Raw genomic sequence first — 26,870 nt, 5'->3', positions numbered from 1 at the left:
GGTAGTGAGATGGATACTTTGCGAGTGTATCTTGACCTCGACCTGAAGAGACTGGGGGCTGGCCAGATCGTGCCGTCGGCCATGTGTTCATCGCGCGCGCTTGCGGTCAGGCTAGGACACCGGACATCTCGACCAGCCAAGGCAGGTCGCGGCATGCTCCAAGAAGGTATGCCAAAATGTGTTGGTCAGGCGCGCCTAAGTCATTGATTTTCAAGACTTTGTAGGGCAGTGAGTTAGCTTCTCACCGCTTCCGCCAGAACCACCCACCCCGGAGGGCGCGCTCACTCGTGGCGCAGCGCCTCGATGGGGTCGAGGCGCGCCGCCCGACGCGCGGGCACATAGCCAAACACCACCCCGATGGCCGCCGAGAAGGCGAACGCCACCAGGTTGATCGCCGGATCGAACACAAAGGGCACGGTCATCGCCCGGCTGATGACCACGCTGGCCCCCAGGGCGAGCGCCAGCCCCGCCACCCCGCCCAGGGCGGCCAGCACGACCGCCTCGATCAAAAACTGCCCCATCACCTCGCGCTCCAGCGCCCCGATGGCCAGCCGCAGGCCGATCTCGCGCGTGCGCTCGGTCACGCTGACCAGCATGATGTTCATGATGCCGATGCCACCCACGAGAAGGCTGACCGCCGCTACGGCCCCCAGCAGCATCGTCATCACGCGCGTGGTGCCGGACATGGTCTCGGCCAATTGCTGGGTATCCAGGATATTGAAGTTGTCCTCTTCGCCTTCGGGGATGCCGCGCCGCTCGCGCAGGATCTCGCGGATGCTGGCCTTGACAGCCTGGGCATCGGCACCGTCCAGCATGGAGACGTGAAGCGTAAAAACCCGCGTGTGCCCGACCACACGCCGGTGCAGGGTGTTGATGGGCATGAGAACCATGTCGTCCTGGTCCTGACCGAACGCGCCCTGCCCCTTTGGCGCGAGCACGCCCACCACCTCGCAAGGGATCTGACGCACGCGCAGGGTATCCCCCACGGCCGGATTGAGGCCGTAGAGCTCGCGGCGCACCGTCTCGCCGATGATGCACACCGCCGCCCCGATGCGATACTCGTCGTCGCTGAACGGTCGGCCATCGGCCAGGGTCCAATTGTTGGTCAACAGCCAGTCGGGCGAGCCGCCAATCAGGCTGCTCGTCCAGTTGCGGCCGTTGGCCACCACGGTGCCGCTGCTGCGCGCCTCGGCAGCCACCGCCAGCACCCCGGGCGTCTGCGCGGCGATCACCTGGGCGTCGGTTAGCTTGAACGAGGGCGCCCCAAAGCCAAATCCCCCCGGCCCCAGGCGCTGCCCAGGCCGCACCTGCAACAGGTTGGTGCCCAGGCTTGCGATCTGCTGCTGGATGGCCAGGGTGGCCCCGTTGCCCACCGTCACCATGGACACCACCGCCGCCACACCGATCACCACCCCCAGCACGGTCAAAAACGAGCGCATCAGGTTGCGGCGGATGGAGCGCAGCGCCAGCACCAGCGTGTTGAGCCACATGTCAGCCCCCTTCCCGCTCGGTCACGGTGCCCTCCGCCGGGGCCAGCGCCGGCTCCGGCGCCTCCTCGCGTTCGATCACACCATCGCGAAAATGCAGCACCCGGCGGGCGTAAGCGGCGATCTCGGCCTCGTGCGTGACCATCAGCACGGTGATGCCGCGCTGCTCGTTGAGCTGGCGGATCAGGGCCATGATCTCGTGGCTGCGGCGCGAGTCCAGGTTGCCCGTGGGCTCGTCGGCCAGCAGCACCCGCGGCTGGGTGACGATGGCGCGCGCGATCGCCACGCGCTGCTGCTGCCCGCCCGACAACTCGGCGGGGGTGTGGTGCTCCCAGCCCGTCAAGCCGACGTCCGCCAGCGCCGCGCGGGCCGCGCGGTGGCGCTCGGCCACGCGCTCACCCCGGTAGACCAGGGGCAGTTCCACATTCTCCTGCGCGGTGGTGCGCGGCAACAAATGAAAACCTTGGAACACGAAGCCAAAATAGCGCCGCCGCAGCCGGGCCCGCTCGTCCCGGGCCAGGGTCTGCACCGGCACGTCCAGAAAACGGTACTCCCCACTGCTGGGCGTGTCGAGCAGGCCCAGCACATTCATCGCCGTGGATTTGCCCGATCCGCTCGGCCCCATGATGGCGACGAAGTCACCGGCGCACACCTCCAGATCCACGCCGCGCAGGGCCTGGAAGGCGGCCGCGCCCTGACCGTAGGTTTTGGTCACGCCGCGCAGCCGGATCAGCGGGACGGCGACACTCATGGCGCGCGACCGATGCTGCGCTGCTCGACGATCACCGGCAGCCCCTCGCTCAGGCCTTCGCCGCTCACCTCGGACTGGCGGCCGTCGCTGATGCCGACGGTGACGGGGATGGCCTGGGGCTGGCCATCGCGCAGCACCCAGATCTGGCGCGGGCCAGCGCGCATGTCCACGCGGGCGGTCTTGCGGCCAGCGGTGGGGGGCTTGGGCATCAGCAGTCCCGCCAGTCCGCCGCCGGACGTCTGCGGCGCCGAATTGCTCGGGGTGAAGCGCAGCGCGGTGTTGGGCACCAGCAGCACGCCCTTGCGCTCCACCGCGCGGATGTTGGCAGTGGCCGTCATCCCGGGCCGCAGCGACAGGTCCTGGTTGTCCACGTCCAGCGTGGCCGTGTAGGTGATGACGTTGTCGGTCTTGGTCGCGCCAAAGGCCACGCGCCCGACCGTCGCCGGGTAACGCCGGCGCGGATAAGCGCTGACCGTGAAGCTGGCGGCCTGGCCCTCGTGCACCACGCCGACGTCGGCTTCGTCCACGGCGACATCGAGCTTGAGTTGCCGCAGGTCGCGCGCGATGGTTAGAAGCGTCACCGCCTGCAGCGACGCGGCCACCGCATTGCCCGGATCGACGTTGCGCGATAGCACCACCCCGTCGATGGGCGAGCGAATCGAGGCCTTGGCCAAGTTGGTCTCGTTGGTGGACAGCGTGGCGCGCGCCTGCTCCACCGCCGCGCGGGCCGTGGCCTGCCCGGCCTGCGCCCGCTCCAGTGCCGCGCGCGCCGCATCCAGCTCGGCCGCCGACGGCACCTTGCCGCCCGACAGGCGCGCGACTTCCTCCAGCCGCCCCAACTGGATCTGCGCCTCGCGCGCCGACGCATCGGCCTGCGCCACCTGGGCCAGCGCCGCAGCTACCGCCGCTCGGGCGCTGTTGACCTGGTCCTGCAACTTGGCCGTGTCGAACACGACCAGCACCTGGCCGCGGGTCACGCGGTCGTTGACATCGACCAGCACCTCGCGCACGGTGCCGGACAGCTCGCTGCCGATGTTGACCGACCGCACCGGCTGCAGGGTGCCATTGGCCGAGACGGTCAGGGTCAGATCGCCGCGCTTGATCGGCTCGGTTACGTACACGGGATGGGCCTGACGTGCGCTGCGCGCCTGCCAGGCCTGCCAGCCAAAAGCGGCCGCCGCCACAAGCACCAACAGCCCCCACCACAGCGGGCGTCGCCACCAACGGGGGGGACGGTCATCGCCCAGCAGCGCATCGACGGCGGCGGACGAGGCAGACTGGCGTCGGAACGGGTTCATCGCGGAAACGTCAAGGTTGAACGGTGGCTGCAAGCGGTCCGGGGCCGACATCGGTCGGGGACCAGCCGCCCCCAAGCGCCTTTACCAAACGGACATGCCCCACGGTCCAGGCGGTGCGGGCCGCGGCCAAATCGCCCTGCAGTGCCAGCAAGGTCCGCTGGGCCTCGAGCATGGCACGGTAGTCGATCAAACCGGCAGCATAGCGCTGAGTGGCCAGTTGCTCGGCTTGCCGGGCCGCCGAGACGGCGTCCTGCAGCCGCAGCAGCCGCTCCCGGTCCCCCGCCAGAGCGACCAGGGCATTTTCGACGTCGCGCAAGGCCTCCAGCAAAGTGGCGGCCAGCGCCGCGCGGGCCTGCTCCGCCGCGGCCGCCTGGGCACGCGCCTGGGCCTGTGCGGCGCCGCCGTCGAACACGGTGGCGGCCAGATTGAGCGCCAGCGCGCGCGTCAGCGCAGTCACATCGAACAGGTCCGCCACCCGAGGGGCAGCCAAACTCAAACTGCCACCCAGGCGCAGGGTGGGCCAACGCGCCGCCTCCGCCTGGTCGGCGCGCGCAAAAGCGGCCTGCAAGCGGGCCTGTGCCGCCGCCACGTCCGGGCGCTGGCGCAGCACGTCGGCCGGCAGCGGCAGCGTCCAGGCGGTCGGGGGCGCCGGGGCGGCTGCGGGTGGATCGGGCAGCTCGGCCCCCGGCGCACGCCCGGTGAGCACCGCCAGCGCATGCATCGACTGGCGAACCGAAACCTCCAGCACCGGCAGGCTGGCGCGGGTCTGCTCGACCGCCGCGCGCGCCGTCTCCAGGTCCAGCGCCGAGGCCAGCCCCGCCTGCACGCGCCACTGGGTCAGCTCCAGGCTGTCGAGCTGTGCGGCCAGGCTCTGCTGAGCCACCCGCAGCCGCTCGCGCGCGCCCCAGCCCTCGAAATAGGTGGCGGCCACCTCCGCCGCCAGGGTCAGGCGCACCAGCCCCAGATTAGCCTCGCTGGCAGCCACGTCGGCATCACCCGCCCGCAGGGCCGCCGCGCGCCGGCCAAACCAGTCCACCTCCCAGCCGGCGTCCAGCCCGGCCCGCACCGTGGTCCCGGCAGGGGCGGAGCCAACCCGGCCGCGTTGGACGGCCGCGCTGGCATCGACCGCCGGCCCGGTCGCCGCACGCGCCACGTCACGCAGCGCGCGCGCCTGCGCGACGGCCGCCGCCGCACCGGCCAGGTCGGGGTTGGCCGCCAGCGCGGCTTCCACCAGTTCGGTCAGCCCGGGGTCGCCAAACGCGGTCCACCACCGCTGCAGGGGCACGGCCCCGTCCACCTCGGTCGTGCGGTCAGCCGCGCTCCAGCGCTGCGGGGTCAGCGGCAGTTCCGCGGCCGGGCGGGGTGGCGACACGCTGGCGCAGCCGGCCAGCGCCAGAACCAGCGCCCCGACCGCGGCCCGGGTCGTCACCAGGACAGACATCCAGTTTCGATCCATGATTCAGCGCAATGGTGGGGGCCCGACATGAACGGCGCATGCACCACCGGTAAAGATCCATTTACCGGGCCCTTGGGCGACGACCACCTCGGACACCGCGCGGTCGTCGGCCAGCATGATGAGCGCAAACAGCCATTCGGCCAGTGACTCGGCCTGCGCCGTGCGGCGCGCCAGCAGCGGGGTCGCCGCGGGGTCGAGGACGACGAAATCCGCCTCGCTGCCCGGCGCGAGCGACCCCACCACGCCCCCCAGCCCCAGCGCCCGCGCCGCGCCCGCCGTGTGCTGCCACCATAGGTCGAACGGGCTCAAGCTCACCCCCGTTTTGGGCCGTCCATCGCCCCGCACCGCCGCCCGGCCGACCGTGTAGGCCGCCCGCATGGTGGCGAAGGGGCTGAAGCTCATGCCCCCACCCACATCGCTGGCCAAGCCCAGGCGCACGCCGCCCGCGCACGCCGCGGCGTAGTCGAAAAAACCGCTGCCCAAAAACAGATTGCTCGTCGGCGACACCGCAATCGCCGCACCGCTTTGGGCCAGCGCCCGGTGGTCGTCCGCGTCCAAGTAAATGCCGTGGGCGTACACCGCACGCTCGCGCAGCAGACCAAAACGCTCATAGACGGCCAGGTAACTGCGGTCTTGGGGGTATAGCTCGCGCACCCAGCGCACCTCGTCCACGTTCTCGGCCACATGGGACTGGATCCAGGCGTCCGGGTAGCGGGCCGCCAGTTCACCGGCGCCGCGCATCTGGGCATCGCTGCAACTCGGCGCAAAGCGCGGGGTGATGGCATAACCCAACCGCGCGCGGCCGTGCCAGCGGGCGATCAAGGCCTCGGTATCGCGCAAGGACTGCTCGGTGCGGTCGCGCACACCGTCGGGGCTGTGCCGGTCCTGCAGCACCTTGCCGGCGATACAGCGCAGCCCGCGTGCCTCGGCCTCGGCCATCAGCGCGTCGACCGAACCGGGGTGAGAGGTGGCAAACGTCAGCGCCGTCGTGACCCCGTGGCGCAGCAGCTCGTCGCAAAAAAACCGGGCCACGGCGCGTGCATGGACCGGGTTGGCAAAGCGCGACTCGTGCGGAAAGGTGTACTGCTGCAGCCAGGGAAACAACCCTTCGGCAGGCGAGCCGATCACATCTGTCTGCGGGTAGTGGATATGCAGATCGATGAAGCCGGGCGCGATCAGCCGGCCGCGGCGCTCGGCGAGCGGAACGTCCGGATATGCCGCCCGCAGCGTGTCGAAGGCGCCCACGGCAACGACCCGACGCACGCCGTCGCCGCCAGAGGCCGTGACCAGCAGGCCGTCGTCTGCGTACCGGAGATGGGGCTCGTCCGCGTGCGGATCGAACCAGAGCAGGGAGGCACGCCACGCTTGCATGGGGTGCTAGCTTAGCGGCTTCGCGCGACGCGGCGGTGACACGCCGCGCTTGACCCCAGGTTTACCCCTTGAGATGCCGGTGCGGCACCCGCCGCTGGCGCCACCAGCCATAGCGGCCGATCAGCATCGACACCGCATACCACCCCCCGAGCAGCAACACGATGGCTGGGCTGGTGGGCCAGTCCGTCGCATACGACCACCAAAGCCCCAGCAGGGACCCCACCGCAGCCGTCGCCACGGCCGCCGCCAGCATCGGCTGCAGGCGCCGAAACCAGAACCGCGCGCTGGCCGCCGGCAGCACCATCATGCCCACCGCCATCAGCGTGCCCAGGGCGTGGAACGCGGCCACCAAATTGATCACCACCAGCGCCAAAAACCCGTGGTGCGCCACGGCCCCCCACTGGCTGACCCCACGCAGAAACGCCGGATCCACGCACTCCATCACCAATGGCCGCCACAGCAGCGCCAAGCCCATGACGGTGAGCAGTACCACGGCGCCGAGCAGCGCCAGCACCGACCCTTCCAGCGCCAGCACCGAGCCAAACAGCACGTGCAGCAAATCCACCTGGCTGCCGCGCACGGACAGAATCAGCACCCCCAGCGCAAGTGAGACGAGGTAGAACCCCGCTAGGGCGGCGTCCTCGCGCATCACCGTGTGCCGCGCGACCACCCCGGCCGCCGCCGCCACGACGAGGCCGCCCAGCACCCCGCCCAGCGTCATGGCGGGCAGCGACAAGCCAGCCAACCAATACCCGATGGCCGCGCCGGGCAGGATGGCGTGCGCCACCGAGTCCCCCATCAGGCTCATACGGCGCAGCATCAGAAACACGCCCACCGGGGCCGACCCCAGCGCCAGCAACAGGCAGCCCAGCGCCGCGCGGCGCATAAAGTCGAACTCCAGTCCCGAGGCCGCGCCCAGCCAAGTCAGCAGCGCATCAATGCCGGTGCCCATGCGGTGCCTTCCCGGCGGTGGCCGCCTCGTCGATGTCGCACAGCTCGGCCCGCTCGTCGAAGGCCTCCTGCAGCCGGCGAGCGCGCAACAGATGGGCGTCGGTCAGCACCTGCGCGGTCGGACCATGAGCGACCAACTCGCGCGCCAACAGCGTTGTCGTGGGGAAAACCGCCCGTACCAGTTCCATATCGTGCAGCACGGCCACCACGGTGCGCCCCTCCTCGTGCCAGCGCCGCAGCACGCACACCAAGTCCTCGAGCGTGCGCGCATCGACGCCGGTAAACGGCTCGTCCAGCAGCACGACCGGGGCATCCTGCAGCATCAGGCGGGCGAACAGCGCCCGCTGAAACTGCCCCCCCGATAAGGTGTCGAGCGTGCGCGACTCGAAACCCTGCAAGCCCACCGCCGCGATGGCCGTCTGCACCCGCTCGCGCTGCGCGCGCGAGGGCCGACCCAACGGCCCCAGCTCGTGCCACAGGCCCATCGCGACCAATTCCACCACGGTGACGGGGAAGGACCGATCCACCTCGCTGATCTGCGGCAGGTAGGCTACCCCGCTCGGACACAGCCCCCGCACCTCGCCGTGCATCGGTCGCATCCGCCCGGCCACGCACTTGAGCAGCGTGGATTTGCCCGCCCCATTCGGACCGACGACCGCGGCCAGCTCGCCACGCCGCCAGCGCAGGCTGACATGGTGCACAGCCGGATGGCGCTCGTAGCCGGCGGTCAGGTCCAGCAGTTCGATGTCGGCCGGATCGGGCATGCGATGTCCAGGGCTCAGCCAGAAAAAAGGCCAGTCGCTGGGACTGGCCTTTGGTGTGTGGCGCGGCTGGCAGGATTCGAACCCACGACCCCTTGGTTCGTAGCCAAGTACTCTATCCAACTGAGCTACAGCCGCTTGCTGAAGCCGAAAGTATACACAACTTTTTGGCCCTTTCGGCTGCCGCCGCGAATTTTCGGCGACTTGGTAGGGCGTGCAGGGCTCGAACCTGCGACCAAGGGATTATGAGTCCCCTGCTCTAACCGACTGAGCTAACGCCCCAGCCAGCGCGGGATTGTAGCGGTCCCCCTCACTCCGGCCGGGTCTGACTCAGGGCGCTGCCCACCAGTTTGGCTGTGATGTCGACGATCTGGATCATGCGGTCGTAGGGCATGCGCTGCGGGCCGATGACGCCGAGCGTGCCCACCACCTGGCCGTCCACCTCGTACGGCGCGCTGACCACGGACAACTCCTCGTACGGCACCACCTGGCTGTCGCCGCCAATGAAAATCCGCACACCGTCGGCTTGGCTGGAAATATCGAGCAGGCGCATCACCTGGGTTTTCTGCTCGAACAGATCGAACAGCTTGCGCAGGTTGCCCATGTCACGGGCAAAGTCGTCCACCGCCAGCAGGTTGCGCTCGCCCGCGATGAGCACTTCGTCGGCCTCGGCCGCCTCGCTGCTGGCTTCGACGGCCTTGACCATCAGGCCCGCAATCTCGCCGCGCAGGGCATCCACCTCGTGGCGCAAGCGCTCGCGCACCGCGTCCAAGGTCAGTCCCGCGTAGGTGGCATTCAGGAAGTTGGCCGCCGACTGCAACTGGTCCTGCGTGAACTCGTTGTGTGGATGCAGGATGCGGTTTTGCACATCCCCGTCTGGCGACACCAGAATGACCAGTACCCGCCGCTCCGACAGGCGCAAAAACTCGATGTGCCGAAACACCACCGGCCGGCGCGGCACCCGCACCACCCCCACGAAGTGCGAGAGCTGCGACAGCAATTGCGCGGCCTGACTGAGCACCTGTCGGGGCTGGTCGGCCGCCAGCGCCGGCGTCTGCAGGGCGTCGATGGCGGACAGCTCGCCGCGCCGCACGGTCAGCATCGTGTCCACGAAGTAGCGGTAGCCGCGCGGCGTGGGGATGCGCCCGGCCGAGGTGTGCGGGCTGGCCACCAGACCCAGATCCTCCAGGTCACTCATCACGTTGCGGATGGTGGCCGGCGACAGATCCAGCCCGGCCGCCTTGGACAGCGTGCGCGAGCCCACCGGCTGGCCGTCGGCTATGTAGCGCTCGACCAACGCCTTGAGCAGCAATCTGGAACGCTCGTCTAACATCATCCCACCGTCAGAAACCCATGTTGTAATTTGAGCATGAATCGCCCCCCCGTGCTGCCCCCGTCGCCCGCGCCGTATGCCGAGCGCGACCTCCCGCTGCGGTTTCGGCGGGTGGCGCTGGTGGGCAAGTACCACGCGAGCGGCAGCCGCGACGCGCTCGAGCGGGTGGTGCACTTTTTGCACGAACAGGGCTGCGAAGTCACGCTGGAGCGCGAGACGGCGCACCACGTGGGGCCGCTGGGCGATGGGGCGCTGGACGTTGTCGGCATCGGCGCCCACTGCGACCTGGCTCTGGTCGTCGGCGGCGACGGCACGATGCTGGGCATCGGTCGCCAGTTCGGGCCGTGCGGCGTGCCGCTCATCGGCATCAACCAGGGGCGTCTGGGCTTCATCACCGACATCCCGTTCGACCGCTTTGCGGACATTCTGCGCCCGATGCTGCGCGGCGCCTACGAGGAAGAACACCGCGCCCTGATGCAGGCCGGTGTCTGGCGCGATGGCGATTGCGTGTTCCAGACCATCGCCATGAACGACGTGGTGGTGAACCGGGGCGGCGCCCCCAGCATGGTGGAGCTGCGTGTGGAGGTGGATGGCCACTTCGTCGCCAACCAGCGCGCCGACGGACTGATCATCGCCTCGCCCACGGGCTCCACCGCCTATGCCTTGTCGGCGGGTGGCCCGCTCATCCACCCGGCCATCGCCGGATGGATCATGGTGCCCATCGCACCCCACACCCTGTCCAACCGCCCCATCGTGTTACCCAGCGACGGCGAGATCGCCATCGAGGTCGTGGCCGGACGCGAGCCGAGCGCCCACTTCGACATGCAGACCTTCACCAGCCTGTTGCCGGGTGACCGGATCGCGGTGCGCCGCTCGGCCCACACGCTGCGGCTGCTGCACCCCGTGGGCTGGAGCTATTTCGACACCCTGCGGCGCAAGCTGCACTGGAACGAAGGGGTGGTGGCATGAGCTGGCTGCGGCTGGCGGTTCGCGACTTCGTCATCGTCCGCGCCCTGGAGGTGGACCTGGGGCCCGGCTTCACGGCCCTCACGGGCGAGACCGGGGCGGGCAAGTCCATCCTGATCGACGCCCTGCAGTTGCTGCTCGGAGGCCGGGCCGAGGCCCATGTGGTGCGCGAGGGGGCCGGCCGCGCCGAGGTGGCCGGCGAGTTCGACGCCCCGCCCGCCGCCGCCCACTGGATGGCGGAACAGGGGTTCGATGCCGCACCGGGCGAGCCGGTGCTGCTGCGCCGCACGGTCGATGCGCAGGGCCGTAGCCGGGGCTGGATCAACGGCAGCCCGGCCACCGCGGCGCAGTTGCGGGCCTTGGGTGAGCACCTGGTGGACATCCACGGCCAGCATGCCTGGCAAAGCCTGACCCGCCCCGACGCCGTGCGCGATCTGCTCGACCGCTACGCCCGGCTGGACACATCGGCGCTGCGCGCCGCATGGGCGGCATGGCGTGCGGCCGTCGCCGCGCTGGAGTCGGCGGCGGCCACCCAGGCCACCCGCGAGGCGGAACGCGAGCGCCTGCAATGGCAGGTGGACGAGGTGAGCCGCCTGGCCCCAGGCGCGGACGAATGGGACGAACTCAACCGCCAGCACACGCGGCTGGCGCACGCGCAAACGCTGATCGACACCGCGCGGGCCGCCCTTGACGCACTGGACGGCGCGGACGTCAACGCCTCACGGCTGGTCGGGCAGGCCATCCATGCGCTGCGGGACCAGCAGCACATCGAGCCGCGCTATAGCGCCATCGCCGATGTGCTGCAGCAGGCCCTGGCGCAGATCGACGACGCCTGCCACGACCTGCAACACCACGCCCACCACACCGAGCTGGACCCGGCCGCGCTGGCCGCGCTGGATGAGCGCCTGTCGCGCTGGATGGGGCTGGCGCGCCGCCACCGCTGCCCACCGCAGGAATTGCCGCAACGCTGGCAGGATTGGCAGGCGCGGCTGCGCGCATTGGACGAAGCCGCCGATCTGGATGCCCTGCGCACCCGGGCCGAGCACGCGCGGCAGGCCTTTCTGGCCGAAGCGCAGGCCGTCTCGCGCCAGCGTCAACCCGCGGCCGAACGGCTGGGCGCCGCCATCACCGAGGCCATGCAAGGCCTGGGCATGGCCGGTGGCCGGTTCGAAGTCCGTCTCGAGCCGCTGCCCGAGCCGCAAGCCGCAGGGCTGGAGCGTGTCGACTTTCTGGTTGCGGGCCACCCCGGGGTCACGCCGCGGCCGGTGGGCAAGGTGGCCTCCGGCGGCGAGCTGTCGCGCATCGCGCTGGCCATCGCCGTCGTGACCAGCCAATTGGGCGAAGCCCCGACGCTGATCTTCGACGAGGTGGACAGCGGGATCGGCGGCACGGTCGCCCACACGGTGGGGCGGCTCATGCGCCGGCTGGGCGCCGACCGGCAGGTGCTCGCCGTGACCCACCTGCCCCAGGTGGCCGCCTGCGCGCACCACCACCTGCAAGTCAGCAAGGCACGGCTGGGCGATGCCACCGTCAGTCAGGTCACGCCTCTGGAAGGCGACGCGCGCGTCGAGGAGCTGGCGCGCATGCTCGGCGGCCACGGCTCCGACACGTCGCGGGCCCACGCCCGGGAGCTTCTGCAAGCATGACGACCGCCGCCCCGCACGTGGTGTTGATCACCGGCATGTCCGGTTCGGGCAAATCGGTCGCCTTGCATGCCCTGGAGGACTCCGGCTTTTACTGCGTGGACAACCTACCGCCCGAGTTGCTGGAGGCGTTCATCGATGTCGAGCGGAAGCACCAGGCCGACCGGGTGGCCGTGGCGATCGACGTGCGCAGCGCGGCGTCGCTGCCCGGCCTGCCACAGCGGCTGGCGGCCCTGCGCCAGAGCGATGTGGCATTGACCGTGCTGTTCCTCGACGCGACGGACGACGTGCTGGTGCGCCGCTACTCCGAAACCCGGCGCATGCACCCGCTGTCCGTGCGCGGCAGCACCGACCAGCGCCGCGCCCTGGTCGATGCCCTGGCACTGGAGCGAGAGCTGCTCGCCGCGCTGCGCGAGGGGGCGCTGGTGATCGACACGAGCCAGCTCAAGGCCGCCCAGTTGCGCACCGAGGTCAAGGCCCTGCTGCTACGCGCACCTGCCTCTCTGTCCCTGGTGTTCGAATCGTTCGCGTTCAAGCGCGGCATCCCCATGGACGCCGACTATGTGTTCGATGTGCGCATGTTGCCCAACCCGCACTACGAACCGGCGCTGCGCCCGCTGACGGGGCTGGACGCCGCGGTGGCCGCCTATCTGGACGCCGAGCCCGAAGTCGCCGCCATGCAGGCGCAGATCACCGCCTTTCTGGAACACTGGCTGCCCGGGATGGTGCGCGACCACCGCAGCTATGTCACGGTCGCCATCGGCTGCACCGGTGGCCAGCACCGCTCAGTCTATTTGGTGGAGCGGCTGGCCGCCCACTTCGCCGCGACCTGGTCGGTGCAGCGCCGTCACCGGGAGCTGGATGTGCGGCTGTCCGACGCCAGGTTTTGGAGCCAGACGCGCACCGGCGCCGGCAGCCCGAGCGCCAACGCGTCGGACGGCGGGCACCAGGCGCCCTGATCGCGCTCCACCCCCGGAGCCAAGGGTGCCGTGCTCGAATCGGGTCCTCCCGGCAGGCGGCACACCACCGGCTGCAGCCGCAGCTCTCGGTGCGTCAGAGCGTGTCTGAACGCCGCGGGCCAGTCCGCCTCCACGCCGGGATGATCCCGCAGCCAGGTGGCGAGTCCCTCCACCGCGGCCAGCACGGGCGGCGCCCACAGCCCTGCCCAGATGCCGCGTGGAGGGCGGCGCTGCAGCCACCAGGCCCCGTCCGCCCGCTGGTACAGCGGCAGGCACCAGGCCTCGGTGCGCCTGGCCGCCCTCGGCGCGCGGCGTGGCCAGGCGGTGGGGTCGCCGCTGGCCCGGCCCGCGCACAGCGCAGCCACGGGACAGGCTTCACACTGCGGCCGGCTGCGGGTGCAGACGGTCGCGCCCAGGTCCATCAGCCCCTGGGTGTAGGCCGCCATGTCGTCCGGCGTGGCCTCCGGCGGCACCAGCGCCTGGGCCGCGGCCCACAGGCCCCGTTGCGCGGCCGCGCGGGCCGGGTCGCCGGCATCGGCCAGCACCCGGGACAACACCCGCCGCACATTGCCATCCAGGATGGAGCGGCGCTCGCCAAAGCAAAACGCCGCAATCGCCGCGGCGGTGGAAGCACCAATGCCTGGCAAGGTCGCCAAGGCTTCGGCGCTGGTCGGGAAGTGCCCGCCATGCTGCGTGACCACCACCCGTGCGCAGACATGCAAATGGCGCGCCCGGCTGTAGTAGCCCAGCCCGCTCCACAGGGCCAGCACCTCGTCCAACGAGGCATCGGCCAACGCCTGCACGGTGGGAAAACGCTGCAAAAACCGCGGGTAGTAACCGAGCACGGTGCGCACCTGCGTCTGCTGCAGCATGATCTCGGACAGCCAGACGCGGTACGGGTCGCGCGTGCCCTGCCAAGGCAGGTCATGCCGGCCATGCGCTCGTTGCCATGCGACCACCCGCGCAAAAAACCCTGCCCGCACCGCCGCGGGGATGTCGGCCACCCCCGCGTTCATGGCTGTTCGGCGTGTCCGGGGGCGGCGGGCTGGAGGGCCGACTCGGGGGATCTATCGGGGCTATCGGGTTGGTTCGGACGGTCGGGGCGGTCCAGCAACCGCCGCAAAGCCTCCACGTCCCGCGCCGCGCTCTCGCGCTGGGCCTGCAGCTCGGCCAGGCGCTCGTCCAGCGCGCCCGCCGCCGCTTCGATGCGGTGCACGGTCTCCAGCCGGCGGGCAAAGTGGCGCCGCCGTTCGCGCAGCTGCGCGTCGAGCTGCGCCGCAGCCGCCTTGTTCCACGATTCCACCTCGGCACTCGCGGCATCGAACACCGCCTTCAGCCGCCCCACGACGGCCTTGGCCAGGCGGTCCGCATACTCGGCCTGGACCAGCCGCAGCACATTCGTCAGCCCCAAATACTGCAGGTGGCTGCGTTCGATGTCGCGCAGCTCGGCCGCGAAGGGCCACAGATCCAGCCCACCGGGCAGTTGCAGAGCGAAGCCATACTCGGCGTTCAGGCTGCGGAAGGACGCCTGCAGCATGGTCTGCACCTCGTCGGCCTTGCGCCGGGCCTCGTCCAGCGTGGCGTGCAAGCGGGCAAAAGCGTCCGTGTAGGTGCGCCGGATACCCAGCTTGACCCCCGGCTGGCGCAACGCCCCGGCCAGCGACGCCACCCCGGCTTGCAGGGACTGGCTGCCCAGCAAACCAAAAAGCTCGCGCAGCAGTTTCAGGTGCACGCTGCGCAGGGCCTGGATACGCATGCCACCGGCGTCGAAGTCGCGCTGCTCCTGCTCGATGCGGCGGCGCATCTGAGCGATCACGGCCATGTTCTTGCCGCGTAGCCCGTCCAGCTCGTCGATCTGGTCCTGCCACTCGCGCTCACGCAGCCGCCAGCGTTGCTCGATCTCCGCCACCACGGCGGCCAGGGCTGCGTCCACCCGGCCGCCCAGGTCGTCGCGCCGGCGCTGCAGCACGGTCTCGGTCAGCGCCCGCTCCAGGTCGGGCAGGCGGCTGTCGGCTAGCAGTCCCTCGTCCCCGCGTACCTTGGCCACCAGGCCCTTCTGCGCTGATACCGCGATCACCTGCGCCGGCTCCACGCCCAACACTTGTGCCGTCGTGGCCTGCTGGCGCTCGATCTGGGCGTCGATCTCGGCTGGCGTGCTCAGACCGTCCCACAGCACGTCGATCTTGTTGAGCACCACCAGCCGGGCATCCACACCCTCGACCGCAGGCGCCAGATGCTCGCGCCACATCGCCAGATCCGACTTGCTCACCCCGGCATCGGCCGCCAGCACGAACACCACCGCCTGCGCCAGCGGCAACAGGCCCACCGTCAGCTCGGGCTCAGCACCGATGGCGTTGAGCCCAGGCGTGTCCAGCACCACCAGCCCCTGCTTGAGCAGCGGATGCGCCATGTTGATGAGCGCGTGGCGCCAGCGCGGCACCTCGACCAGACCATCGGCCCCGGGCAGCGGGTTGTCCTCGGGTCTGTCGTCGTGCCAAAACCCCAGCGCCCGGGCCTGCTCGACCGGCACGCGCTGCACCTCGGCCACCTTCTCGATGGCGCGCGCGAGCTGCTCCGAGTCCTGCACATCCAGGTCGATGCGCTCCCAGCGCTCAGGGGCGCTGCGCCACTCCAGCAGCGACTGCGGCTGCAGCCGCGTCTCGATGGGCAACAGGCGCAGGCAAGGGGGCAGTTCGCGGTCGTAGCCCAGCTCGGTGGGGCACATCGTGGTGCGCCCCGCACTCGCGGGCATGATGCGGCGCCCGTAGCCGGCGAAAAACACGGCGTTGATGAGTTCCGACTTGCCACGCGAAACCTCCGCGACGAAAGCCACCATCACCTTGTCCGTCTGCAACTGGCGCTGCAGGCGCTCCAGCCGCTCGTGCAGCCCGGCGTCGAGCAAATCGCGCGCCGCCAGCGCATCGGCCAGGGTGCGCAGGCGCTGCGCCTGCTCGCGGCGCCAGGCGCTGTGGGCATCGAAATCGTGGGCAAACGACATGAGCGGTGGCGGCGGATCCGTCGGTCGGACCACTATACACCCCACCGGCCGCGCCGCGCGCCCCTGGCACGGGCCCGCCGCTCAGCGGGGGCGCTCAGCGAGCCTGGCAGCGCGGGCAGTAATAGGTGGAGCGCTGGCCCTGTCGGATCATGCGGATCGGCGTGCCGCAAACCCGGCACGGCTGCCCAGCGCGGTCGTACACCCACATCTCGAGCTGAAAGTAGCCGACTTGCCCATCGACGCGGAAGTCCCGCAGGGTGCTGCCCCCGACGGCCAGCGCGCGTTGCAACACCTGCCGTATGGTGGCGTGCAACCGGGCCGCGCGCGGCCGGCTCAGGCGCATGGCCGGCGTCGTGGGCCGAATGCCTGCCAGAAACAGCGCCTCGCTCGCGTAAATGTTGCCGACCCCAACCACGACGTCGCCCCCCAGCAGCACGGTTTTGATCGGGGCGCGCCGGCCGCGCAGCGCGGCGTGGAAGCGGATCGGGTCGAAGGCGGGATCCAATGGCTCCACCCCCAGGCCGCCCAGCAGTCGCTGTGCCACCGCGTCGTCCTCGCCGCGCGCATGGACCACGGCACCAAAGCGGCGCGGATCGTGAAGCCGCAGTGTGCCGCGATCGGTGTGCAGATCCAGATGGTCGTGGCGCCCCGGTGGCGGCAGCGCCTCACCCATCGTCAGGCTGCCCGACATGCCCAGGTGCAACAGCAGCAAGCCCTCGTCCAGATCGAGCAACAGATACTTGCCCCGCCTCCGCACCGACCGCACTTGGCGCCCTACCAGCGCTTGCGGCGCCACCCCCAGCGGCCAGCGCAACGGCTGCCCCAACCGCACGGCCGCGATGCGCGCGCCAACCAGCCGGTCGGCGATGCGCAGCCGGGTGACTTCGACTTCGGGCAACTCGGGCATGGGGATCGACGCGCCAGGGCATGAACGAACGCGCTGGATTATGATCAATCGGGCATCGTCCGTAACGGAACCTCCATGCCGCGCCTGCGCCCCCTGCTCGTCACCCTCTGGCCGCTCGGCTGTCTGTGGCACGCCCCAACAGCGCTGGGGCAGACGGCCCCCAATCAGCCGAGCCTGCCCGCGACCCAGACCACGCAGCCCTCGGCGCTCGACGCCGAGCTGTTCTACCAGCTGCTGCTGGGCGAGCTGCAGCGCCGCAGCGACCCCGGCGCGGCGTATTCCCTCATCCTCGATGCGGCCAAGCGCACGCGCCAGCCGGAGCTGTTCCAGCGCGCCATCGAAATCGCGCTGCAAGGCCGCGCCCCGCAGGCCGCGCTGACCGCCGCGCGGGACTGGTCGGCCGCGCTGCCCAACGACGACGAAGCGCGCCGCACCGAGCTGCAACTGCTGATCGGCCTGCAGCGCGTACGCGACATGGGCCCGCTGCTGCGCGACTGGATCCGCGCCGCCCCCGCCGCGCGCCGGCCCGGGCTGATTGCGCTGGTGCCATCAGCGCTGGCCCGCGCCACGGACAAAACCGAAGCCGCGGCCGCCGCCCGCGTGGCGCTCGAGCCCTCCCTGCGCGCACCGGACACCGCTGCCGCGGCCTGGGCGGCACTCGGGCGCGTGCAGCGCCAGGCCGGACGGGACGCCGACGCGCTGCAATCCGCGCGTCAGGCGGTGCGTGCCGATCCCCGCTCCGCGCCCGCGGCGCTGCTGGCGCTGGAGCTGCTGGACGCCTGGCCGGCCGATGCCGAATCCCTCCTTCAGCGCCATCTGCTCGCCACACGGGACGCAACGGACACCGACCCCGCCGTGCGCATCGCGTACGCACGGGCACTGGCGGAGCGAGGTCGGCTGCCCGAAGCCCGCGCCCTGCTGCAGCCGGCTCCAACCCTGGATGCCGAGGGTCAGCGCCGCTTGCGCGTGGCCGAAGCCCGCCTGTTGCGCGACCACGACCATGCGCTGGAGGCCTACGACCTCCTGAACCACGCGCTGCAGACGGCCCCGGCCGACACCGATCTGATGTACGAGCAGGCCATGGCCGCCGAGCGGCTGGGGCGGCTGGCCGAGATGGAGCGCCTGCTGCGCGAGCTGATCCGGCGCCAACCGGACGACCCCCACGCCTACAACGCCCTGGGCTACGCGCTGGCCGACCGGGGCGAACGCCTGTCCGAGGCCAAAGCGCTGATCCAGGAAGCCCTGCGCCGCGCCCCGGACGATGCCTATATCATCGACAGCCTGGGCTGGGTGGAGTTCCGCCTGGGCAATCTGAGCGAAGCGCGCCGACTGCTCGCCGACGCGCTGCAACGCCGCCCCGATGCCGAAATCGCTGCCCATCTGGGCGAAGTGCTCTGGGTGCTGGGCGAGTCCGACCTGGCCCGCGCGGTCTGGCGCCAGGGGCTCGAACTCGACCGCCGCAACCGAACCCTCACCGAGACGCTGCGGCGCCTCGGCGTCGAACCGTGAGGCCGCGCAGCGGGGCGCGGCGGCGAGCGGTGGCGCTCGCGCTCGTCGCCGGGGTGCTACTCGCTGGATGCGCCGCACCCCCCGCGCCGACGCCCGCGGCATGGAGCGGGCGGCTCGCCCTTACTCTAGCGACGGAGCCCCCCCAGCGCTGGACCGCCAGCTTCGAGCTGGACGGCACGCCCGCCCATGGCGTGCTGCGCCTGTACACCTCCCTGGGGCAAACCGTGGCCACGATCCACTGGGACGGCGCAGGCGCCTGGCTGGACCGCGGCGATGCCCCCCCTCGCCGTTACGACAGCCTGGAGGCCCTGACCGCCGATCTGACCGGCGCGCCACTGCCGGTCGCGGCCCTGTTTGCCTGGCTCGGCGGCGCAGCCCAGAACGTCCCGGGCTGGGAGGTGGACCTGACGGGGCAGCCGCAAGGCCGCCTGCGCGCGCGCCGCGCCACCCCACCACCTGCCGCCGATCTGCGCCTGCTCTGGCAACCCTGATCCATGCAACGACTGCTCGACGTTCCCGCCCCCGCTAAGATCAATCTGTTTCTGCACGTCACCGGCCGCCGGGCCGACGGCTACCACGAACTGCAGTCGGTCTTTCGGCTGGTGGACTGGGCCGATACGCTGCACCTGGAGGCGCGGCGTGATGGCCGCTTGTCGCGCGAAGACCTGCGTCCCACCGGCGACACCTCGCCCCCCCTGCCCGAGGACGACCTGTGCCTACGCGCCGCGCGTGCCCTGCAAGCGGCCAGCGGCTGCCCCCTGGGCGCGCACATCGTGCTGGACAAGCGCATCCCGCAGCAGGCTGGCCTAGGCGGTGGATCCAGCGACGCGGCCAGCACCCTGATGGCCCTCAACCGCCTATGGGGGCTGGACTGGCCGCGCGACGCGCTGATCCGCCTGGGCACCCGACTGGGGGCCGACGTGCCGTTTTTTTTAGGGGGACGCAACGCCTGGGTCGAAGGGATCGGGGAGCGACTCACGCCCGTGGACCTGCCCGCAGCCCGCTACGCGATCGTCAAGCCGGCCGCTGGCACCGCGACCGCCGCGATTTATACCGCCAGCGACCTGGAGCGGGCCACGCCATTGGCTATAATACGCGACTTCGTTGCCGGTATCGCTGTCGATCCCGTTCGACCGTGGGGCCGCAACGATTTGCAACCCGTGGCCGTGCGCCTGTGTCCCGACGTCGCTACAGCCCTCGACCGGCTGCGCCGTCTAGGCCTGCAGCCCCGCATGACCGGCTCGGGCAGCGCCGTGTTCGCGGCCCTGCCCGGCGAGGCCGAGGCCGCCGCCGTGCAAACGGTAGACTGGCCGAACGGCTGGCAGATTCGGATCTGCCACGGTTTGCCGGAACATCCGCTGGTTGGGTGGCAAAAAGACGCTATAATTTGAGTCTTGTTGCTGCAGACGCCAGCAACGCTGCATACGGTGCATCGCGTCAGCGGTGAACCTGTGTAGGGGAGTCGCCAAGTTGGTTAAGGCATCGGATTTTGATTCCGACATGCGAGGGTTCGAATCCTTCCTCCCCTGCCAAATTCCTTCCCAGTGCCGGTAACACCATGGAACGCTCGACGCCAGCGCACGCCCCGGATTTCATGCTCTTCACCGGCAATGCCAACCCGGCACTGGCCGCTGAAATCGCCCGCCATCTGGGCACCAGCCTGGGGGCGGCCCACGTCGGCCGCTTCTCCGATGGCGAGGTGACGGTCGAAATCGGGCAAAACGTCCGCGCCCGCGACATTTTCGTCATCCAGCCCACCTGCGCGCCGACCAACGAGAACCTGATGGAACTCGTCATCATGGTCGATGCGCTCAAACGCGCCTCGGCCGCGCGCATCTCGGCGGTGATCCCGTACTTTGGCTATGCGCGCCAGGACCGTCGCCCGCGCTCCAGCCGCGTGCCCATCAGCGCCAAGGTCGTGGCCAACATGCTGCAGGTGGTCGGCGTCGAGCGCGTGCTGACCATGGACCTGCACGCCGACCAGATCCAGGGCTTTTTCGACATCCCGGTCGACAACATCTACGCGTCGCCGGTGCTGCTGGGCGATCTTCGGCAGAAGAACTACCCAAACCTGCTCGTCGTCTCGCCGGACGTCGGCGGTGTGGTGCGCGCGCGCGCGCTGGCCAAGCAGCTCGACTGCGACATGGCCATCATCGACAAGCGCCGCCCAAAGCCCAATGTATCCGAGGTCATGCACGTCATCGGCGACATCGAGGGCCGCCACTGCGTGATCATGGACGACATGGTGGACACTGCGGGCACGCTGGTCAAGGCGGCCGAGGTGCTCAAGGAGCGCGGGGCCGAAAAGGTGTTTGCCTACGTCACGCACCCCATCCTGTCCGGCCCGGCCGTGGAGCGCGTCGCCAAGGGCGATGCGTTGGACGAACTGGTGGTCACCAACACCATTCCGCTCAACGATGCGGCGCGCGCCTGCCCGAAGATCCGCCAGCTCACCGTCGCGCCGCTGATTGCCGAGACGATCGCGCGCATCGCCAGCGGCGAGTCGGTAATGAGCCTGTTCGCCGAATCGGAAAACCAGGGCTGAGCAGGGATCGCCTGCGCCAGCCCACAAGGCATGCCGGCGCCCTCGCCCGATGGGTGATCGGGGCACCGGATTTCGCGCCACCCACCCGGGTGGCATTGTCGTGAGAACGGGGCGCGCTGGTCGCGGCCGCCCCCAGATTGGAGTCAGAGCATGAAATTCACCGCTTTCGAGCGCCAGACGCAGGGCACGGGTGCGAGCCGCCGCCTGCGCAACACCGGCAAGACGCCCGGCATCGTCTATGGCGGCAACGCCGCCCCGCAAGCCATCGAGCTGGACCACAACGCCCTGTGGCAGGCCATCCAGAAAGAGGCCTTCCACTCCTCCGTGCTGGAGATGGAACTCGGCGGCCAGGTCACCAAGGTCGTTCTGCGCGACGTGCAATACCACCCCTACAAGCCGCAAGTGCTGCACGTGGACTTCCAGCGCGTGGACGAGAACACCCGCCTGCGCAAGAAGGTGCCGCTGCACTTCGTCAACGCCGACAACAGCCCGGCGGTCAAGGCCGACAAGTGCCTGATCAACCACGTCGTCACCGAGCTGGAGATCGAGTGCCTGGCCACCCAGCTGCCCGACTTCATCGAGGTCGACCTGGGCAACCTGCACAAGGGCCAGAGCCTGCACGCCAACGACCTGAAGCTGGCCGCGGGCATCAAGATCGTCACCCATGGCAAGCCCAACCCGACCATCGCCACCGTCGTCGAGCCGGTGGAAGAAGTCGTGACGGCGCCCACCGCCGCCGCGGCCGACGACAAGAAGGGCAAGAAGGGCAAGAAGTGAGGCCCCGGGGCCGCACCCCGGCCCCACTCGCCGCCCCCCAGCGGCTGCCGACGGCGGCCGCCCCACCGAGGCCCGCACTGCGCGGGCCTTCGGTTTTGGTGCCATGATCGCCACCCCGCACACGAGGGCACGCAACGATGTTCAAGCTGCTGGTGGGTCTGGGCAACCCCGGACCGGAGTACGAGGACACGCGCCACAACGCCGGCTGGTGGTGGATCGACCGTGTCGCGCAGGACCTGCGGGTGACCCTGCACCCGGAGCGCACCTATTTCGGTCTGGCCGGCCGCACCACCGTCGACGGCCACCCGCTGTGGCTGCTCAAGCCCACCACCTACATGAACCGCTCGGGGCAGTCCGTCGCCGCGCTGGCGCGGTTTTTCAAGATCGCCCCGGGCGAGATCCTGGTCGCGCACGACGAACTGGACCTGCCGCCGGGGGACGCCCGGCTCAAACACGGCGGCGGCCATGCCGGTCACAATGGCCTGCGCGACATCCATGCGCAATTGGGCAGCGCGGACTACTGGCGGCTGCGCCTGGGCATCGGCCACCCGGGCGTGAAGGCCGAAGTCGCCAACTGGGTGCTGCGCAAGCCGCCTGCGGACCAGCGCCTGGCCATCGATCAGGCGGTGGAACGTGCTGCGCGGGCCCTAGCGCTGCTGCTGGCCGGCGAAACCGCAAAGGCAACCGCCGCCATCCACACCAGCCAGCCGCCGCGGCCCAAGCCGCCGCGGCCTGACAAGGGTTAGGCCGCGGACGCCGAATGGGCGCCCAGCGCCGCCTTGGCGGCCTGCAGCCGCCGGTATTTTTGCCACAGCGTCTCGCGGTCCTCGGTGTGGTTCGGGTTGAGCGGAATGCAACTGACCGGGCAGACCTGCACACACTGAGGCTCGTCGAAGTGACCGATGCACTCCGTGCAGCGCCCCGGATCGATGACGTAGTGGTCCTCCCCCATCGAGATGGCCTGGTTGGGGCATTCGGGCTCGCAGACGTCGCAATTGATGCACTCGTCGGTGATCATCAAGGCCATGGTCGGGTCCCCTGGGCAGCCTGTCGGAGCGGGCGAGGTCAGCGCTGGGGCGCGGGCAACGCGGCAGCCAGCCGCTGCGCCACGCCTGGGTTGACCATCTGCGCCACATCCCCGCCCAGCTTGGCGATCTCGCGCACGAGGGTACTCGAAATGCACTGCACGGGCGGCTGCGGCAGCAAAAACACCGTCTGCACTGAGGGCAAGAGCTTGGCGTTCATGGCGGCCATCTGCGCCTCGTAATCGAAGTCGGTCACGTTGCGGATGCCGCGCACCACGGCCACCGCCCCGTGCTCCCGGCAAAAATCCATGATCAGCCCCTCGAACGGCAGCACCTGCACGCCAGGGCAATCGGCCAGGGCATCGGCCACCATCGCCAGCCGGTCCGCCAGAGGGAACAGGGTTTTTTTGTGGTGGGCGACCGCCACTGCGACGATCAGCCGGTCGAACAGGCCGGCCGCGCGCCGGATCACATCCTCGTGACCCAGGGTAATGGGGTCGAAGGTGCCGCTGTAGACGGCGGTGCGCAGCACAGGGGTCGGGGCACTCATGGGATCGGATTATCCGCCGCCTGCAGCAGGTGGGCGTGCACGGCCCCGGCCCGCAGGTGGCGGTGCAAGCGCCAGCCCAGCGCCGCCAACTCATCCGGCGCCCAGGCGCGCGGGGCTTCCAGATACACCAGCCCCCCTGGGCGCAACAGCCGCGCGGCCGCCTGCAGCGCCGCGGCATACACGCGCTCGCCGCCATGGCGGGCATCGTCGAAGGGGGGGTCCAGAAACACCACGTCCCAGACCCCGGCGGGCAAAGCCGCCAGCGCGGCCAGCGCGTCGCCGCCCACGATGCGCACCCCCTGCGCCCCAAGCCGCGCCGCGTTCGCCCGCAGCGCGGCCAGCAAGGCGGGGACGCGCTCGATCAGCACCACCTCGGCCGCGCCGCGCGACGCGGCCTCGAACCCCAGCGCGCCGCTGCCGGCAAACGCATCGACGCAGCGGCAGCCCGTCAGGTCCTGCCCCAGCCAGTTGAACAGCGTCTCGCGCACGCGGTCGGGGGTGGGTCGCAGCCCTGGCGCCTGTCCGACCGGCAGACGCGAGCGCCGCCAGCGTCCCCCGATGATGCGCACCTCGCCGCTGGGCGCCGGCCCCCGGGGGCGCGCCGTCACGGCTGCCCCCCGACCACGACGGTCACCAGCCGGTCGGGGTCGATCACGCGGCGCCATGCGCGCATCAGGGTGTCCAGATCGATCGCCGCCAGCCGCGCGGTCCAGGTGTCCAGCTCGTCCAGCGGAAGATCCGACCAGGCCAGCGCCGCCACCTGATCGAGCACCTTGCGGTTGCTGTCCAAGCGCAGGGCAAAGCCCTGGATCAGCGATGTTTTGGCCGCCGCGATTTCGTCGTCCGTCGGCCCCTCGGCGGTGAAGCGACGCAGCGATTCCCGCACCAGGGAGACGGCCAGGTCTGCCTGATCCGGACGCGTCTGCAGCATCACGGTAAAGGCCCCGGCATGCCGGCCCGCCAGAAAGTGGCTGTGAACGCCATAAGTCAGACCGCGCTGCTCGCGGATCTCGCGCATCAGACGAGAGGTGAACCCGCCCCCACCGAAGATGTGGTTGGCCAGCAGCAGCGGCAGGTAGTCGGGATCCCGGCGGGCGATCCCCGGCCGCCCGATCAGGATCTGTGCCTGCGCCGCCCCCGGGAACGGCAGGCGCAGGTCCTGCGCACGCTCCAGCGGCGCGACCTCGGGCACGGCGGGCAGTGGCGCACAGCCATGTGCGGCCCAGCCGGTCAATAGCCGGTTGGCGATCGACTCGGCCTGCTCACGACCGATTGGCCCGACCAGCGTGACGCGCGCGTCGCAGGCACGGGTGTGGCGGCGATAAAAATCCTGCAGCGCCGCCCGGTCGATGGCGGCCCAGCTGTCGGGGGTGGCTTCCACCCCGTACGGGTGCCCCCGGTAGACCGCCTCGGCATAGCGCCGGCGCGCCAGGGTATCGGGTTGGGCCTGCGCCTCGCGCCAAGCGGCGACCAGGCGGTCGCGCTCTCGCGCCCAGACCGCGGCATCGAAGGCCGGGGCGGCCAACTGGCGAGCCGCCAACGCCACGGCCCGCTCCAGCAGATCCGGCCGGGTGATCGTGCGCAGCGACACGCTAAAGCGATCCAGCGTGGCCAGGGCGCTCCACTGCGCCCCCAGGTCGGCCCACGCCTCGGTCAGGGCGTTCTCGTCCAAGGCCGGTTGACCGTCGCGGGCTTCGATGCCCCGCCCCAACATCAAGGCCGTCGCCGCGGCCAAGCCGGCTTGGCCGGCTGGATCGCGGCGGCTGCCCCCATCGGCCTCGAGGCGCACATCCAGCATGGGCAGGGCGTCGCTGCGCACCCAATAGACCCGCGCGCCATTGGGCAGGGTCCAGTGCTCGACAGGCAGTGCCGCCAGAGCCGGCAGCGACAGATACACCGCCGCCCCCACGATCAGCCCCCGCAGGGCGGCCAGCGCGCGCCTCACGATCCCCCCTCCGGCCGCAGCACGCCGACGGTAAGCTGTTCGTCCTGAAAGTAGCGCCGGGCGACGCGCTGCACATCGTCGGCGCTGACGGTCTGCAGCCGCTCCAGCAACCGGGCGCCGGCGTCCAGCGGCCAGCCCAGCACCCAGTGCATACCCAGCTCGCGCGCCTGGGCAAACGTGGAGTCCAGCTTGTACACCTCGCTGGCCATCCACTGGTTTTTGATGCGCTGCAGCTCCGCGGGCGTGACGCCCTCGCGGGCGATGCGCCCGATCTCGGCTTTGAGGGCGGCCTCCACCGCCTCCACGGTCACCCCCGCCCGGGGCGTGGCGCTGAGCAGAAACAGCTCCGGCCCGCGCCCGGCCAGCCCATAGGACGCGCCGACCGAATCGGCCAGCCGCTCCCCCCCTTGCCCTTGCACCAGGGCACGCTCCAGCCGTGCGGCGCTGTGTCCGTCCAGCGCCCCGGCGAGCAACACCAAGGCCAGCGCATCGCGCGCATCGGCATCGTCGGCGTCCGGGTGGGACAGGCGCGGCACGCGCCAGCCCATCAGCACCGTGGGCTGCAGGGTGCGACCGCGCCACTCCAACCGGCGCGGGCCGCGCTGGCTGGGCTCGGCGTCGGTCTGGCGGGGCGGCACAGCGCGCGCGGGCAGCCGCCCAAAGGTGTCCTGCGCCCACTGCCGCACCTGCTCGGGGTCCACATCGCCCACGACCACGAGGGCGGCGTTGGCCGGCACATACCAGCGGCGGTAAAAGTCGCGCACCGTCTCGGGCTCCAGGTTCTGCAACCGGCCCATCCAGCCGATGACGGGGCGGCGGTAGGGGTGAACGGTCCAGGCCATGGCCATGAACTGCTCGTACAGCTGGGACTGCGGCTCGTCCTCGACGCGCTGGCGGCGCTCTTCCTGGATCACCGCCCGCTCGCGCAAAAAGGCGTCGTCACTCCAAGTGTTGTTAGCAAAGCGGTCGGCCTCCAGACGCATCGCCTCGGGCAGCCGCTCGGCGGGCAACTGCACATGGTAGACCGTCATGTCGCGCGAGGTGAAGGCATTCTCCTGCCCGCCCAACGCGGCGATGCGGCGCGAGAACTCGCCCTCGGGCACGGTGGGGGTGCCCTTGAACATCATGTGCTCGAGGACATGGGCCACGCCCGATTCGCGGTCCGTCTCGTCCACGGCCCCGACCCGCAGCCACAGCATCTGCACCGCCGTGGGCGAGCGCCGGTCGGGCTGCACGATGACGGTCATGCCATTGGCCAGTTGAAAGGTCTGCGCGCGCGATGCCGCCGTCACCGCCGGGGTGGCAGCCTGCACCGCCGACGCCAGCGCGCCCGCCACCCACAGCGTGGCCCAGACAGCCGCCAGCCGCCACCCGTTGCGCACGGAGCGCACGGTGCACCCCAGGCGGGCGCGATCGATCGAAAGGTACGCTTTCATAGAATGTCGCCTATTCTAGGCAGCATCCCTATGTTCAGCTTTCTCAAGAAAAAGTTCTTCGGCAGCCGCGAGGAGGAGTCCGCGCCCTCTGCCGCGCCAGAGCCCGCCCCCCCGGCACCGGCCGCCGTGGCAGCCGAGCCAGAGGCCCAGCCGGCGACCGTGACGCCGCCCTCTGCTCCCGCGCCTGCGCTTGCGCCTGCCC

General features: G+C 70.5%; 24 protein-coding genes, 3 tRNA genes and 1 pseudogene. 10 read left to right on the top strand and 18 right to left on the bottom strand.

Annotated features, from left to right (window positions below; translation table 11 throughout):
- Positions 1–281 precede the first annotated feature (281 nt).
- The 10 genes from V7026_RS05365 to hrcA all read right to left on the bottom strand — a co-directional run bounded on the left by V7026_RS05365 (position 282) and on the right by hrcA (position 9,408).
- Positions 282–1,490: an ABC transporter permease gene (locus tag V7026_RS05365; protein ID WP_334154300.1), complete on the bottom strand. Its 1,209-nt coding sequence runs from the start codon at positions 1,488–1,490 to the stop codon at positions 282–284.
- Position 1,491: 1 nt separating this feature from the next.
- A complete protein-coding gene (locus V7026_RS05360; protein WP_334154299.1) occupies positions 1,492–2,238 on the bottom strand; it encodes an ABC transporter ATP-binding protein in 747 nt (248 codons plus the stop codon).
- Positions 2,235–3,536 (bottom strand): efflux RND transporter periplasmic adaptor subunit, encoded by a 1,302-nt coding sequence (locus V7026_RS05355; protein ID WP_334154298.1) that lies wholly within the window; start codon positions 3,534–3,536, stop codon positions 2,235–2,237. The genes V7026_RS05360 and V7026_RS05355 overlap by 4 nt, the downstream gene beginning before the upstream one ends.
- Before the next feature lie 10 nt (positions 3,537–3,546).
- Entirely contained in the window at positions 3,547–4,977 is a 1,431-nt protein-coding gene (locus V7026_RS05350; RefSeq protein ID WP_334154297.1) for an efflux transporter outer membrane subunit, read from the bottom strand.
- Positions 4,978–4,995: 18 nt separating this feature from the next.
- Positions 4,996–6,363 carry a guanine deaminase gene (gene guaD / locus V7026_RS05345; protein ID WP_334154296.1) on the bottom strand — a complete coding sequence of 456 codons (1,368 nt, stop codon included), beginning with the start codon at positions 6,361–6,363 and terminating at the stop codon, positions 4,996–4,998.
- Positions 6,364–6,424: 61 nt separating this feature from the next.
- Positions 6,425–7,315: a metal ABC transporter permease gene (locus V7026_RS05340; protein WP_334154295.1), complete on the bottom strand. Its 891-nt coding sequence runs from the start codon at positions 7,313–7,315 to the stop codon at positions 6,425–6,427.
- Positions 7,299–8,078: a zinc ABC transporter ATP-binding protein AztA gene (gene aztA / locus V7026_RS05335; RefSeq protein WP_334154294.1), complete on the bottom strand. Its 780-nt coding sequence runs from the start codon at positions 8,076–8,078 to the stop codon at positions 7,299–7,301. The genes V7026_RS05340 and aztA overlap by 17 nt, the downstream gene beginning before the upstream one ends.
- A 58-nt stretch (positions 8,079–8,136) precedes the next feature.
- Positions 8,137–8,213, bottom strand: a tRNA-Arg gene (locus tag V7026_RS05330).
- 67 nt (positions 8,214–8,280) lie between these two features.
- A tRNA-Ile gene (locus V7026_RS05325) sits at positions 8,281–8,357 on the bottom strand.
- 28 nt (positions 8,358–8,385) lie between these two features.
- Entirely contained in the window at positions 8,386–9,408 is a 1,023-nt protein-coding gene (gene hrcA / locus V7026_RS05320) for a heat-inducible transcriptional repressor HrcA (protein WP_334154293.1), read from the bottom strand.
- Positions 9,409–9,444: 36 nt separating this feature from the next.
- Here hrcA and V7026_RS05315 point away from each other — a divergent pair, with 36 nt between their 5' ends.
- The 3 genes and pseudogenes from V7026_RS05315 to rapZ all read left to right on the top strand — a co-directional run.
- Positions 9,445–10,377 (top strand): NAD kinase, encoded by a 933-nt coding sequence (locus tag V7026_RS05315; protein ID WP_334154292.1) that lies wholly within the window; start codon positions 9,445–9,447, stop codon positions 10,375–10,377.
- Positions 10,374–12,020: a DNA repair protein RecN gene (gene recN / locus V7026_RS05310; protein ID WP_334154291.1), complete on the top strand. Its 1,647-nt coding sequence runs from the start codon at positions 10,374–10,376 to the stop codon at positions 12,018–12,020. Before V7026_RS05315 ends, recN begins: the two co-directional genes overlap by 4 nt.
- Positions 12,017–12,880: pseudogene (gene rapZ / locus V7026_RS05305) on the top strand (RNase adapter RapZ); the annotation flags it as partial. The gene recN and the pseudogene rapZ, both read left to right, overlap by 4 nt.
- On the opposite strand, the gene mutY reads toward rapZ, so the two are convergent.
- From mutY to mutM, 3 genes are all read right to left on the bottom strand, one after another.
- The gene (mutY, locus tag V7026_RS05300; protein ID WP_334154290.1) at positions 12,865–13,992 is read right to left on the bottom strand and encodes an A/G-specific adenine glycosylase; all 1,128 of its coding nucleotides are present in this window, start codon (positions 13,990–13,992) and stop codon (positions 12,865–12,867) included. The pseudogene rapZ and the gene mutY sit on opposite strands and share 16 nt — an antisense overlap.
- Complete coding sequence (locus V7026_RS05295) at positions 13,989–15,974, bottom strand: dynamin family protein (RefSeq protein WP_334154289.1); 1,986 nt, start codon at positions 15,972–15,974, stop codon at positions 13,989–13,991. The genes mutY and V7026_RS05295 overlap by 4 nt, the downstream gene beginning before the upstream one ends.
- Before the next feature lie 94 nt (positions 15,975–16,068).
- Positions 16,069–16,881, bottom strand: coding sequence for a bifunctional DNA-formamidopyrimidine glycosylase/DNA-(apurinic or apyrimidinic site) lyase (gene mutM, locus V7026_RS05290; RefSeq protein ID WP_334154288.1), 813 nt, complete (start codon positions 16,879–16,881; stop codon positions 16,069–16,071).
- A 75-nt stretch (positions 16,882–16,956) separates the two neighbouring features.
- Here mutM and V7026_RS05285 point away from each other — a divergent pair, with 75 nt between their 5' ends.
- The 7 genes from V7026_RS05285 to pth all read left to right on the top strand — a co-directional run bounded on the left by V7026_RS05285 (position 16,957) and on the right by pth (position 22,458).
- Positions 16,957–18,390, top strand: coding sequence for a tetratricopeptide repeat protein (locus V7026_RS05285; RefSeq protein WP_334154286.1), 1,434 nt, complete (start codon positions 16,957–16,959; stop codon positions 18,388–18,390).
- Positions 18,387–18,881, top strand: a complete 495-nt coding sequence (locus tag V7026_RS05280) for a lipoprotein insertase outer membrane protein LolB (protein WP_334154285.1) — start codon at positions 18,387–18,389, stop codon at positions 18,879–18,881. The genes V7026_RS05285 and V7026_RS05280 overlap by 4 nt, the downstream gene beginning before the upstream one ends.
- A gap of 3 nt (positions 18,882–18,884) precedes the next feature.
- The gene (gene ispE / locus V7026_RS05275) at positions 18,885–19,781 is read left to right on the top strand and encodes a 4-(cytidine 5'-diphospho)-2-C-methyl-D-erythritol kinase (RefSeq protein ID WP_334154284.1); all 897 of its coding nucleotides are present in this window, start codon (positions 18,885–18,887) and stop codon (positions 19,779–19,781) included.
- Positions 19,782–19,845: 64 nt separating this feature from the next.
- A tRNA-Gln gene (locus V7026_RS05270) sits at positions 19,846–19,922 on the top strand.
- Between the two features lie 26 nt (positions 19,923–19,948).
- Entirely contained in the window at positions 19,949–20,935 is a 987-nt protein-coding gene (locus V7026_RS05265) for a ribose-phosphate pyrophosphokinase (protein ID WP_334154282.1), read from the top strand.
- 150 nt (positions 20,936–21,085) lie between these two features.
- The gene (locus tag V7026_RS05260; RefSeq protein ID WP_068610374.1) at positions 21,086–21,712 is read left to right on the top strand and encodes a 50S ribosomal protein L25/general stress protein Ctc; all 627 of its coding nucleotides are present in this window, start codon (positions 21,086–21,088) and stop codon (positions 21,710–21,712) included.
- 137 nt (positions 21,713–21,849) lie between these two features.
- The gene (gene pth / locus V7026_RS05255) at positions 21,850–22,458 is read left to right on the top strand and encodes an aminoacyl-tRNA hydrolase (RefSeq protein WP_334154276.1); all 609 of its coding nucleotides are present in this window, start codon (positions 21,850–21,852) and stop codon (positions 22,456–22,458) included.
- Here pth and V7026_RS05250 read toward each other — a convergent pair.
- The 5 genes from V7026_RS05250 to V7026_RS05230 are packed head-to-tail and all read right to left on the bottom strand — an operon-like array spanning position 22,455 to position 26,668.
- Entirely contained in the window at positions 22,455–22,739 is a 285-nt protein-coding gene (locus V7026_RS05250; RefSeq protein ID WP_334154274.1) for a YfhL family 4Fe-4S dicluster ferredoxin, read from the bottom strand. The genes pth and V7026_RS05250 overlap by 4 nt on opposite strands.
- Positions 22,740–22,777: 38 nt before the next feature.
- A complete protein-coding gene (coaD, locus tag V7026_RS05245; protein WP_334154272.1) occupies positions 22,778–23,287 on the bottom strand; it encodes a pantetheine-phosphate adenylyltransferase in 510 nt (169 codons plus the stop codon).
- Entirely contained in the window at positions 23,284–23,952 is a 669-nt protein-coding gene (rsmD, locus tag V7026_RS05240) for a 16S rRNA (guanine(966)-N(2))-methyltransferase RsmD (protein ID WP_443082315.1), read from the bottom strand. Before rsmD ends, coaD begins: the two co-directional genes overlap by 4 nt.
- Entirely contained in the window at positions 23,892–25,232 is a 1,341-nt protein-coding gene (locus V7026_RS05235) for a M16 family metallopeptidase (RefSeq protein WP_334154268.1), read from the bottom strand. Before V7026_RS05235 ends, rsmD begins: the two co-directional genes overlap by 61 nt.
- Complete coding sequence (locus tag V7026_RS05230; protein WP_334154266.1) at positions 25,229–26,668, bottom strand: M16 family metallopeptidase; 1,440 nt, start codon at positions 26,666–26,668, stop codon at positions 25,229–25,231. Before V7026_RS05230 ends, V7026_RS05235 begins: the two co-directional genes overlap by 4 nt.
- Between the last annotated feature and the right edge of the window lie 202 nt (positions 26,669–26,870).

Origin of the sequence: Tepidimonas sp., assembly GCF_036825565.1 — a bacterium.
Lineage (GTDB): Bacteria > Pseudomonadota > Gammaproteobacteria > Burkholderiales > Burkholderiaceae_C > Tepidimonas.
The sequence above is the reverse complement of the archived record's forward strand: the minus strand, read 5'-3'. Positions and strand labels throughout refer to the sequence as shown.